Genomic DNA, 11,394 nt, shown 5'->3' with positions numbered 1-11,394 from the left:
CGAGCGCGGCCGCAGCCAGAACAACGGCCAGCGCCACGCCGGCTCCCAGAAGCCTTCCGCGGTCTCGTCCGCGTGACGCCGCGTAAGGCGGCGCGAACCCGGGTGGAAATCCAGCGCTCGACTGTTGTGGCACATACCCCCCATCGGGTGGCGGCATTTGGCCGGCTTCCCCACCCTGGATGCTCATCGCCTCAGCTTAAAGTGTCGGGTTAGAGGCCGTCAGCACAACTTCGGCGGGGTCTGCCACTTGACAAGCAGTGCCGCCGTCGGGGCGCATTTCAGTCGCCCATTATCGCGATGGAGATCCGGACGTAGCTTGGCCCCCCCGACATCGCGGGCGAGTCCTGTTTATACGCGACCAGCGAGTAGCTCTTGGGCAGGACCACGCCGACCGCGCCAGATCATTGTGGGCTTGCGCGAGGCAGGCTCTAAGCCGCACCGCAGGTGAGCACTGTTATAGCGCAGCGAAATTCATGCACAAAGCGCCGCCCATGGTGCATTAGCGTGGTATTCGCGTCAGACTCCCCTTGGCGCGGAAGGGCCCGGTGTCACCTCTCCCATTCCCCGGGCCCTTTCCCATCCCGCATACGAGCTTGGCCAACCCGAGGTCGACCCGCACCACCTGCTTGCGCAGCCCAATCCCGCAGACAGCTCGAAGGACGGGCGTTTCGTCTCGATCCGGTCTCCCGCAGCGGCGGTTTCCGCTACGTTCATCGCTGCGGTTGCATGATTGTCAATGCGGCAAGGGAGACCGAATGGCGAGCAAGTTCGAGCTGTTTAAGGATTCGCGCGGAAAGTTCCGGTTCCGACTCAAGGCTGGCAATGGTGAGATCATTGCCACCGGCGAGGCATACGAGTCCAAAGCCGCGGCCAAGAACGGCATCGCGTCGGTGCAGAAGAACGCCACCGGTGCGGCCGTTGTCGATCTGACGGAATAAGTGACGCACCGTTCCCTGGGAACCGCTGGAGCAACGGCTCCACCGGTGGGGGATGTTTAAAGCCACCTCTGCGGCCGTAAGTGCTGTGCCCGCCGACGTGCGAGCGACCGGCTGACGTTAATGCGGCGGTTGGAGTCGACCACCGCCGTGCTAGCCGCGACCGCGATGGAATTCGCGGAAACCGAGGCGAACAACGCCCAGACGGTGGCCTCGGTGCCGGGCAGCATCGAGGCCTGAGTTTCGGCGACGAGCCGAAGACCTGACGCTTAGCCGAGAGCCTCTCGGAGTCGCCGAGCGAATTCTCTCGGAGATGTGGGTTATCCGGCGCGGTCGCCGGTTAGCTCGACGACTGTACCGATCAGCCCGAACCCGCCGCCGGAGCGTATGCAGCGGCGGTGCCCGGGCTAGGTGCGGTGCCCGGGCCAGCGGCGGCGGTCGAGCCAGCTGCGTTGATTGGGCCGTGTGCGGGGCTCGGGCTTGGTGCGGGGCTCGGGCTTGGTGCGGGGCTCGGGCCACTTGATGCGAGGCGACGCGCAACGAAGTCTGCGGCTTGGCCCGCCATGCCGTTCACCGCATACATCACATGCGAGCCGTTATCGCTGCCACCTGGCGCGCAGATCGGGTCCTCGGGGATGCACATGTCGACGGTCTTGGCCGAATAGAGGTGGCCGATCGTAATCGGTGGCGCATCGGTGTAGATCGTTTGCAAGAACCCGCTCGACGGCTTTCCGAACAGCGCCACGGCGGCGACGTGGTTAGCCACCTCCGGCGGCATAGGGCCAGTGATACCGGCTGGCAGGGTGAAGCCAGCAGGTACTGCATCTTCGGTGATGTAAGCGGCCACGGCCGCCCCTTGGGAGTACCCCCCAAGCACCATCTTGGTGTTCGGGCATCTCGTGGCTATGTCGCGGACCTTATTGCTCGCGTCGATAACACCGTCGGCGGCTGTGTGGAAATCTAGCGAGGCAGGGTAATCCACCGGATACACGTCGAAAGATTTCCCGCCGACTCGTGAGCGCAGCGCATCCACGAACGCCTGTCCGGTGTCGCCGACGCCCGGCGGCTCGAAGGTGCCGCGTGCGAACACCACCTCGACATCGGAACATGGAGCAGCCGATGCAGAAGGAATGTCGATCGCTGGACTCAGCAGCGCCGACGACGTTGTCACCACCGCGGCACCGAACAAGCGAGCGACGTGGCGTCCGCTCGCCGCCTCAACTAGGCGACCCGCCAACCCGACTCGATCCGATCTATTGATTTTCAATTCGACCCCACCGCCCCATGCGATACGTGACTCAGGGCTGACTGAGTCCCGCGCGAATACCTCAGTGACTTCCCTGGAGTCCACCTTTTAAATTGAATGAAGACCCACGAACCCTTGACGGGCCGACCCTTACTCTAAGCCAACCCGGGCTGTTCGTCTCAGGTCACGGCTGCCGACTCCGATCCGCACCGAGATTGCGCAGTTCATGCAGGACAGGACTCACCGCGGATCGATCACTTCCCGCCGCGACCGCCAGACGGCCGCGTTGGCCGCTTCCAACATCTCGTTGAGCTTCTGCTCCAGCGCCAGATTCGTCAGGCGCGCAGGCGCCGTGTCGTCGATGAACAGGCTCAACAGCCGACCGTCCGGGCCGAGGCTGAATCGCACCCATCCATCGGAATCCTCGGCCTCGGTGCGCAGCGCGGCCAGCCGCGCCAGTTTGGCATCGAGTTCGGCGAAGGTGGCTGCAAGCTCGGCTTGCGAATACTTGACCTTCTCGGCGTCGCCGAGGTCGTCGAACGGGATGTCTGGACGGGTCACGATCCGTCCTTGGGCATCGCGATACGGCGGATGATGGGCCGCGGCCGGTGCGGGTCATCGTCGGGCGGATCTAGCGGCGGTGGCTCCTTCGCCGCCGCCGACATCGCGATGCGATCCGTCACCTTGCCGGTCACCGATTCGGTATGCGGCACCGGCGGAACCACCAGGTTTTTTGGACGCGTCCGCTGATCGCTGTGCACGCCCCCGCCGGCACCCGTCGGCATCATCGCGCCCATCGGCATGGCCATCGGCATCGGCGCAGACGTGCCGGCCCCGGCCGCGACCTGCTGAGGCGAAGCACCGGCGGGCATGCGGGGAACATCGGGTCCCGGACCGGTGGTCGGGACCACCGGAGGAAACGACGTCGGGCCACCCGATGCCGGAGTGGTGGCGCCGCCCCCACCGCCTTCTCCCGCACCATTGCCCATGCCCATTTCGGAGGGTGACGGAGCATCGGCGGCTGCTGCCTTTTCCGGCCCGGGGACGGGGCCGGATGCGGCGGAAGCTATCGCACCCGAAAAACCTTGCGCGGCCGCCCCCGCCGCCTGCGCCAGCGTCTCGGGAATCTTGGTGACCGTCGACAACGCTCCGCCGACCAGACCGCCGGCCGCGCCGAGGACGCCCGGAAGCATCCCCGGAAGCATCGCCGCCATCTGCCCGGCCCGTTCCGGACTCATAGCCCCGTCGGCGCCGCCGGCCGCCGGATCCGCGCCATCGGGCCCCGCGCCCGGCTGCCGTCCGGGATCCACCACCCGGTCGTCGGGCGCCTGTGCGTCCGAGCCGGTAGTCGCCTCGGTGGCCGCGTGATAGGCCGCATACACCCGATGTGCCTTGGTCTCCAGCGCCGCCTTATGTGCCGTGAGCGCGGCCACCGCCGCGCTGAGCCTGCCGCCGGATTGCGCGTTGGCGCGGCTGACCAGTCGCAGCTGCTCATCGACGGCATGAAACTCCGCCGGCGACGGGACATCGATAACGGTCTGCCCATGCTGCTCGGCGTGCCTGCGGGCCTGACCGGCGATAGCCCGTGCCGTGCCCGCGGAGGTGTCGAACGCGTTGGCGTAGCCCAACAAGTGCGCCCGCACCACCGGTGTGGCCGCCGGGCTGTCCCACACCTCGGGCAATCCGTTGGCGGTGCGGCGAAGCAAATCGGCGGCCTCGCCGACGGCATCGGCCACTTGCGTCCAGCGCGCGATGAATCCCTTTGCGGCGCCAAGGGTTCCGGTGTTCAGCGCAGTGGCGATCGCCTCCCCCGGCAACGGCGCCGGTGGAGCCATCGGAGGTCGCACATCGGGTGCGGCCGCCGACGGCGGTGGCGCCCAACCGCCAGACGCCGCCGAACCAGGCACTCGCAGCGTAGCCACAGCGTGCGTATTGAGTGACTCCTGTTCGGCCAAACCTGTTGCGCTGAAACCCATCTGCGCCGCGGTGGCGGCCAAACCGGCGGCCTGGGCAGCGATCGTGGCCGCCAGCGTGGTGCCCGCGGCGGACAGGCGCGCCGCCGCGGTGATCGAGGTGTCGTCGGCAGATAGCGCTGGATGCAGCCCCTCACCGGGGGGCAGGGCCGCCACCGCCGCGGCGACCCGCTGCGCGGCCGACGCCAGCCCCGGGGGATCGGCCCTGATCAACTACAACATCTCCAGCCGCTCACGCGCCGCGGCCAGATCCTGCTCAGTGGGCATGTCGTCAATATCGTCCATCGACACATGCCCCCGCTCGAACTCTTGGCGTATCGCCACCTGGCCTTGAAGATACGCGACGTCAGCGGCGGCCATGATCCGCTCGGCCAGTTCGCGGCCGGGCCGGCGCATCGCCTCCGGTTCGACTTGAACGCCCAGCACGTGGCCGCGCACCGCCACCCGGACGAACACCGAGCCGTCGGGGGTCGAGGCGGTGAAGGACCGCTCGGCCAGTGGCATCGAATCGTCGTCGCTCAAAATTTCAACCGCTCGGCATTGATTTCTTCCTGCTCGGCGAAGCCGGCGGCGCTGGTGTGCAACGCGTCGGCGGCGCCACGATGCATGTGCTCGTGCTGACGCAACGCCGCTTCGCGCTCGGTGAGGATCTCGGCGACCGCGGCCTTCACCTCGTGCATGATCGGCCCGTAGCTGCTCACCGCGGCGCCGATGTCATCGGCCGCCCGGCGAGCGGCGGCGATGTGCTCGGCGACCTCGACGTGCTGGTCGCCGACCTCACGCAGCACCCGAGGTTCGATCTTGATGGGCTCGCCCATGATGTGACTCCTATCGGTTCGAGGGCAATTGTGGTTGTTGACGCGCGTCCCGTCAGCCGCAGCGGCCATCTCAGCCGCTCGGGGCGGCCACGGCGTTGACCGGGTCCGCGGGTGCCGATGTAGCGGGCCGCATCCAGCCCAGAAAGTCCGGGCTCGACGACACCGACGCCAGCGGCACCACTTGACCGTCCTTGAGCGCTTTGGCGGCACCCAGCGCGACGACGTAGTGATCGGCAAACATGCCGACGTCGCCGGCGGCCAGCTCTGACGGTGCGATCGGCACGGCGACCGGTGTACCGGGCGGCGGCAGCTCGATGCCGACCTGCCGGTAGGCGGCTTCGAGCGGCGTGCCGGCCAGGTAGGCCCGCACGGCCTGGGCCGCTGACGGGGTGCGGGCGTTGGCGGTGGAACCGTCGGGCAGCTGCACGGTCGTCGGCGGTGGCGCGGCACCGACCGGCGGTGCGCCCGAGGCGGGCACAGTGGCCGCCGGGTCGGGTTGCGGCGGTCCGGCCGGCTGCGCCTGCTGGACAGGCTTGGCGTCCTTAACCGTGTCGTGCTTACGCGCCGCCTCATCGCCGGCGGAGTCGTTCTTGTCGGTTTTCGCATCGGCGCCGCTGTCACCCCCATCGGCATGGTGCGGTTGGTCATGGAGCTGGGCGGCCAATCCCGCCAGCGGCCCCGCCGTCCCGGCCACACCGGCCACCCCATCCAGCGGAGCGGCCGCGCCGGCCGGGAATCCGAAGCCACCCATCGCCGCCGGCAGGGTGGAGGCCAGCGACGACAGCGGATCGGGCATTACGCCCAGCGGAGTGCCCAACCCGGCCAAGCCAAGATCCGACAGTGGCGGATCCGGCATCGGCGCACCCGAACCCGCGAAGTCCTCACTCGAGATCGATTGTGGCGGAACAACAGATTCCGGTGCCGAAACCTCTGCTCCGCCACTCGGGTCGCTCTCACCCGAAGATGCCGGCGGTATGGAGGTCTGCCCGGTGTCGGCGCTGTAGAGATCGGCGAGCGCTTTAACAGTCTTGGCGGCGTCGGCGTCGGTCAGCGCGCCGGAGTTCACGACGTCGGTGATTGCGGCGACCTGGGTTCGCAGGAATTTCAAAAACGCTGTCTCCCCGGCCGGGGTGTCCAACGCTGCGGAAGGGTTGTTCACGGCCTCGACGAGTTTCGCCTGAATGTCGTTGAGCCTGCGCTGCCCCTGCGCTGTCGTTGCGTGCGCGTTCAACAACGCCTCCGACAGCGTCTCTTCGGCGGCGTTGATCTGGCCGTAACGCTTCTTCAGCTCGTCCTGCAGCTTGCGCACCGCATCGGCGGTGCGCCCGGACTGCTGTTCAATGGTCGGCAACCCCGCACCGGCCGGCGGCGCGCCGGACGCGGGAGCGGGCGGCAGCGGCCCGGGTGGAACCGTCAGCGACTCGCCTTCGGGGCCGAACAGCCCCGGAAAGTGGTTGCGCAGCGACCCGATCAGCGAATCGGGCACCTGCGGGGCGTCCCCGCTTGACGTCGGGCGATACTCATACACCTTGTGCGTCACCGGATCCACCCACCCGGGCACGGCGACGGTATCCCCGCCGGCGACGTGTCCGAGCACCACGCCCGGCCGGTGATCGGTTTGCGCATGCAGGTAACCGTTTATGTCGGCGATGTCCTGCACCGACAGGCCGCGTTGCCACGCGTTCGGATCCCCGAACGCGTCGGCGATGTGGCGCATCGCGTCGCGCAACTCGCCATAGCTTGCCATCGCCTAGCACCGGGCGCAGCCGAGATCCGCTTCCAGATCCGGACTGGTGACGAAAGCCGGTGGGCGCGTGGGTTGTTCGCCGCCTCCGTAGAGCTTGTGCGCCCGTGATAATGCATCCAGCACGCTGTTGGCCTGTCGTCGCAGCGCTATGTCCACGGCGTCGAGCCTAAGGCCGCCCAGAGCCGACGTTGTGCAGTATTTTCCCCGTTCAGCCGGACGGTACCGGGCGGCGCGCCACGAATGACGACGGCATCGGCGCCACTCGCACCACATCACCGCTCTGCGGGGCGTGCACGACCTGCGTCGACGAAATCGCCAGCTGCACATGGCCGGGCCCGGACCGGCCATCCTCACCGAAGGACGACGTCGGGAAGATCAGATCCCCAGCGCGGACATCACCGGGCGCTACCGGCACGCCCTGGGTGATCTGGGTGTAGGTGTCGCCGCCCAGCTGCACCCCGGCCCTGGCCCAGCTCCACTGTGTCAACCCGGAGCAGTCAAAGGCCGATGGGCCCTTGGCTCCCCACACATACGGGCTGCCGCGGCGGCTCAACGCCGCCTCCGCCGCGGTCACGCCGGGTGCGCCGACCGGATCGGGGTGCCGGTGCCGCCGGCTCATTAACGCCACAGGATGAGCTCGCTGCGCACCGCCGAGCCGCGGCACCGCTGGCACGGACAACGGTGCCCAGCCGCGGCGGCCTCTCCCGCCCAAACCAGCACCGCCGGCGCGCGTTCCAAGCTCGCCCACGCCGCGCCCGCGAACGTAGGCCAGCGACCGCAGCAGCGCCGCCATCCGCGCGTCGCGCATCCTGTAGGCGGCCAGCAGCTTCTGCTGCTGGGCGACCCGGGAGCGCAGCGCGGCGATCAGCGCCTTTTCGCCCGCCGGAGTATTCGACAGCGGTCCCAGCCCGGCGGTGTCGGCGGCCGCCCCGTTGATTATCGATGCGGACGCCGACCGCCCCGACCGCAGCGACGCCGCGGACCGGTCCAGACCCGCGGCCATCCGGTCGTCGGCACCGGCCATCGCGTCGAGCGGCGGGCCGTAACCGCAGGCGAATGCCGCGTAGCCGCTGGCGAATTCGCCGGACAGCCCGGCGAAGCGGCCCTGCCCGGCGCGCACCGAATCCCGCGCACGCGAGAGCCGCAGGCCCGCGCCCGCCGCGGCCGCCGCTCCTGAATCGACGGGATCGCCGAACAGCGCGTGCGCCCGCCCGAGTACCTCACCAACCCGCTGAACGAGCGCGTCTGCCGACACAACCTCTAGTGTCGGTCACCCTGGCGGCATCGTTGACCACAAAATTTCGGCTTGCTTCGTCGAGACCGCGACCGCGTCAGATCGGCGCCGACTCGGTGTGCCCAAAGCACGGCGCCCCCCACAAGCCCCGCGCAGCGGCCCTGGCCTCCTGCTCCGCCGCCGCGATCTCCGGATAACGAGCAGTGGGCACGCCCCCGTAGATATAGGCGTGCGCCGCGCCCGCGCGGGCCGCTTCGACCGAATAGTCCCAGCCGTCGGCCTTATCCAGGTACGCCAAAGTGCGGCCGTAGCGGTCGTGCAGTCGCTGCGTGGGATCGGTCACCAGCGCGACCCGCTGCCCCTGCAGCGTCGACTCGGCGAACTTGGTCGCCTCCGGTCCCCAGCACCCCACCGTGTAACCGGGCTTCTTGGTCTCCGGCGTGTCAATTCCCAACAGCCGCACCCGAAGTCGCCCGCGATTGTCATCAACGACGTCCGCGGTGTCACCATCGACGACCTTCAGCACCAGCGCGGTCGTGCCCACCGGCTGGGCAGACCCTGCCGGCGGCAACACGAGCGATACCGCAACGGCCACCGCAAGAGCCGCACCCACCACTGGCCGCCACGCAGTCATACCGAGATTATCGCGTGCGGCACCGACACATCTGACGAAGAACCATTACTGGCCGTATCTGAGTCTTCGGAGTTCCCCGGCTAGCCGGGCGGATTCAGCGGAGTGGTCGGCCACCAGGTGCTGCATGCGTTCGACCCGCCTGCGCAGTGCCGCCAACGTTGCGAGCTCACCGGCCGGAGTATGCAGCGCGGTCCCCAGTGCCTCAGGCACCTCCGCGGCGCTGGCACGCAGTTGCGCAACCTCCGACCGTCCGCGATCCTGAATCTCGCTCGCGCGCTGCACTTTTTGGGCCAATTCGGCTTCCGTGGCGGAGGTCTGTTGCAGACGGTCACCTGCTGCGGCAACGGCCTCACGATGAGCGTCCGCCGCGGTGCCCGACAGTTCTGCAGCGCGTGACCTGATCGCGCGCCCAGCCTCCAGCGCGTCGCTGATCCGATCTGGTGCCACGCCAGCATCGCGGTCGGCCGGCGCAGCGAACAGCGACTCGGCCCGCGACAGCACCTCGGTGACCCGAACCGCCAACGCTTCAACCGGGATCATCACTTATCCGTCCTGGAGCCCAGCGATCATCGCCTCAATCCGTGCGGCGGACTCGTCATCGGCTGCCTGGCCGCCCTCCACGGTGGTGACCAGCTCGACGGGCATGCCGAGCGCATCAGCGGCCTCGGCCGCGGTGAGGTTGGCGCGGCGGCGCGCGGTGTGGAGCCGCTGACCCAGCGTCGCGCCGGGCGCTTTCGCTGCGCGGGCAGTCAACTCGTCATAGCGGCGGCGCACCAGGGCTAGAGCCCTGATCACCGCCGGTGAACCTCGGCTGCTACGCACCGCCCGGGCCGTGATCGACTCGAGTTGGCGCAGATCGGCAAGCACCGCTTGAATGTGGCCGGGAAACCTCGGGTCATCCTCGGCCGGCAGGTTGGCGATCGCAGTGTTGAACGTGTTCATCGCAACGGCGACCGCGCTGACGATCAGTGAGGCTTCGCTGTCGTCGGATTCGAGAGCCGACTCGGAGTCTGGTCGGGGGGCTGGCTCGGAGCCTGGGACCGGTCCTCCGGACCGGATGCGCGCTAGGGTTCCGGCGGGCCAATCGACCAGTTCTTCCAGCATCGTGCGCGTGCGCTCCCGCGGCCAAGACCGGCCCTTCTCGAAGTCAATCAATGAGCTGGCGGTAATGATCTTCCTCCGAGCCAATTCACGCTGCTTGATGCCTAGTTTCCGGCGCCGTTCCGCTAGCGCGGCGCCTGCGCGGGCAACGCCGGGATCCGTCGCGTCGTCCTGCACCGGGTCAGTGTAACCAGCACCTCACGAGTCACACGAGCATTGAACGCGAGCAATGTAACGCTGGCAACTTGCCTATAAGGCTAGCATAGTACCTCGCTGAACTCATCGCCGCTAAGGTTTTGGTTGCATCGCTAGCCTTTAAGCGCTAGCGTTTCGATAATTCCAAACGCAGCAGTTTGAGGAGCGACCGTGACCATGGCGTTGGCACCCGACAACCGGATCATCCCGTGCACGCAGAACCCGGACCGGTGGGCCACGGCCGGGCCCCACGACGCCGAAGCCAAAGCCCTGTGCCGCGGCTGCCCGCGACGATGGCTGTGTGCGAAAGAAGCGGTCGAAACGCCGGGCGCGGAGGGCATGTGGTCGGCGGTGTACATCCCCAAAGCAGGCCGGGGCCGCACCTTTGCCTTCCGCCAGCTGCGTGCGCTGGCGTCGCACGGCGGCTACCACGTCAACGACTGACCGGAAGATTCGCGGGCACGATGCGTCCAATCCGTCGCGAGATGGCCATGCCGCCCCGCTGGACACCGACCGCGCTAACCGACCTCGATCCCCAAGCGGTCGAACAACTTCCCCGCCGCGCCCTGCCGCGTGGGGCCACGTCGGTGGCCGATTTTCGCTGGGATTGCCCCGGCCACCACACCCACGACCCGATCGCCCGCGCCCGCGCCGTCACCGAGTACGCCGTCCGGCTCGCCGGTCGCGCCGACCTTCTGCACGCCGTGCGCAATGAACTCGCCGGAGTCAACCTTGCCTGTCGCTGCCCACTCGACTCCCGGCCCTGCCACCGAGAAGTGCTGCTGGATATCGCCAATCCTCCCGTCGACCCGTACACCACAGCCGGGCACACGATGGGCCTGACGCTGCGCCGGCCATCGGCCTCGATACTGCTGGTGCCAAAACAGTTGGGCGGCAGCGCCACTGACACCAGATCATGGAGCACCGACTACCGCGGCCCAGTGGCGATCTATGCCGGAACACGGATCGACGAGGGCAGCCACGCCGCCGCGTCCGCGCTGGGCCTGGACGCCAACTGGCACACCGCACAGACCGGATGGCTGGGCGCTGCGGTTCTCCTCGACACCCACCTTGCCCGACCCGGCTGCTGTGCAGCGGCGGAGCTACGACCGCGCCGTGGAATACGGCTGTATCACTGGGTATTCACGGCCCCGGCGCGACTCGCGCTGCGCACATACGGGCGGGGCTTCGCCGGCCTGCGCGCGGTGTCATGGTCGGTCCTGGTGCGCCGCAGCAATCTTCGCTGAATGCCGCGGCGCTGGCATCGGAGGTCGAGCAGAAGTGCATTCTTGCACAGCTCGTATGCGTGATTACTCTTTGTATGTGCCGCGACTGCGCATCCGGTACGAACGCCGGCCAGCTCATGACGTGGTGGCAGGGACATCCGCAGGGGCCCGGGATACCGAGCCACCGTCTTGCTCAGATGGTGGCCGAGAATATGCAGCCATCTGCGCACCGGTCCCCGCCGGTACAGCCATACCCGGGAGTCCGTCCTGCGATGCGCCGTTGAA

The 11,394-nt window shown here is 68.2% G+C and carries 13 protein-coding genes; 3 read left to right on the top strand and 10 right to left on the bottom strand.

Features of this window, described 5'->3' with window-relative positions:
* Nucleotides 1-755: 755 nt before the first annotated feature.
* A complete protein-coding gene (locus VE759_RS02985) occupies nt 756-938 on the top strand; it encodes a YegP family protein (RefSeq protein ID WP_324928080.1) in 183 nt (60 codons plus the stop codon).
* Nucleotides 939-1,296: 358 nt separating this feature from the next.
* On the opposite strand, the gene VE759_RS02980 is transcribed toward VE759_RS02985, so the two are convergent.
* The 10 genes from VE759_RS02980 to VE759_RS02935 form a co-directional block, all read right to left on the bottom strand.
* Nucleotides 1,297-2,124 (bottom strand): cutinase family protein, encoded by an 828-nt coding sequence (locus VE759_RS02980; RefSeq protein WP_414687821.1) that lies wholly within the window; start codon nt 2,122-2,124, stop codon nt 1,297-1,299.
* A gap of 297 nt (nt 2,125-2,421) precedes the next feature.
* Nucleotides 2,422-2,742, bottom strand: coding sequence for a hypothetical protein (locus tag VE759_RS02975; RefSeq protein ID WP_324928077.1), 321 nt, complete (start codon nt 2,740-2,742; stop codon nt 2,422-2,424).
* Nucleotides 2,739-4,367 carry a PPE domain-containing protein gene (locus VE759_RS02970; protein WP_324928075.1) on the bottom strand — a complete coding sequence of 543 codons (1,629 nt, stop codon included), beginning with the start codon at nt 4,365-4,367 and terminating at the stop codon, nt 2,739-2,741. The genes VE759_RS02975 and VE759_RS02970 overlap by 4 nt, the downstream gene beginning before the upstream one ends.
* Entirely contained in the window at nt 4,368-4,676 is a 309-nt protein-coding gene (locus VE759_RS02965; protein WP_324928074.1) for a YbaB/EbfC family nucleoid-associated protein, read from the bottom strand.
* Nucleotides 4,673-4,972 carry a type VII secretion target gene (locus VE759_RS02960; RefSeq protein ID WP_324928072.1) on the bottom strand — a complete coding sequence of 100 codons (300 nt, stop codon included), beginning with the start codon at nt 4,970-4,972 and terminating at the stop codon, nt 4,673-4,675. The genes VE759_RS02965 and VE759_RS02960 overlap by 4 nt, the downstream gene beginning before the upstream one ends.
* 70 nt (nt 4,973-5,042) lie before the next feature.
* Complete coding sequence (locus VE759_RS02955; protein WP_324928071.1) at nt 5,043-6,719, bottom strand: DUF4226 domain-containing protein; 1,677 nt, start codon at nt 6,717-6,719, stop codon at nt 5,043-5,045.
* Nucleotides 6,720-6,927: 208 nt separating this feature from the next.
* A complete protein-coding gene (locus tag VE759_RS02950; RefSeq protein ID WP_324928070.1) occupies nt 6,928-7,974 on the bottom strand; it encodes a C40 family peptidase in 1,047 nt (348 codons plus the stop codon).
* A gap of 76 nt (nt 7,975-8,050) precedes the next feature.
* Nucleotides 8,051-8,587: a thermonuclease family protein gene (locus tag VE759_RS02945; protein WP_324928068.1), complete on the bottom strand. Its 537-nt coding sequence runs from the start codon at nt 8,585-8,587 to the stop codon at nt 8,051-8,053.
* Nucleotides 8,588-8,632: 45 nt separating this feature from the next.
* Nucleotides 8,633-9,127: a hypothetical protein gene (locus tag VE759_RS02940; protein ID WP_324928067.1), complete on the bottom strand. Its 495-nt coding sequence runs from the start codon at nt 9,125-9,127 to the stop codon at nt 8,633-8,635.
* 3 nt (nt 9,128-9,130) lie between these two features.
* The gene (locus VE759_RS02935) at nt 9,131-9,865 is read right to left on the bottom strand and encodes a helix-turn-helix domain-containing protein (protein WP_324928065.1); all 735 of its coding nucleotides are present in this window, start codon (nt 9,863-9,865) and stop codon (nt 9,131-9,133) included.
* A gap of 195 nt (nt 9,866-10,060) precedes the next feature.
* Between VE759_RS02935 and VE759_RS02930 the strand changes: the two genes are divergently transcribed.
* Together VE759_RS02930 and VE759_RS02925 are read left to right on the top strand one after the other, a co-directional pair.
* Nucleotides 10,061-10,327, top strand: a complete 267-nt coding sequence (locus tag VE759_RS02930) for a WhiB family transcriptional regulator (RefSeq protein ID WP_324928082.1) — start codon at nt 10,061-10,063, stop codon at nt 10,325-10,327.
* 41 nt (nt 10,328-10,368) lie between these two features.
* Nucleotides 10,369-11,130 (top strand): DUF4326 domain-containing protein, encoded by a 762-nt coding sequence (locus VE759_RS02925; RefSeq protein WP_324928064.1) that lies wholly within the window; start codon nt 10,369-10,371, stop codon nt 11,128-11,130.
* Nucleotides 11,131-11,394 lie beyond the last annotated feature (264 nt).

This window comes from Mycobacterium sp., from assembly GCF_035640695.1.
Classification (GTDB): Bacteria; Actinomycetota; Actinomycetes; order Mycobacteriales; family Mycobacteriaceae; genus Mycobacterium.
This window is presented reverse-complemented; position numbering and strand designations above follow the sequence as displayed.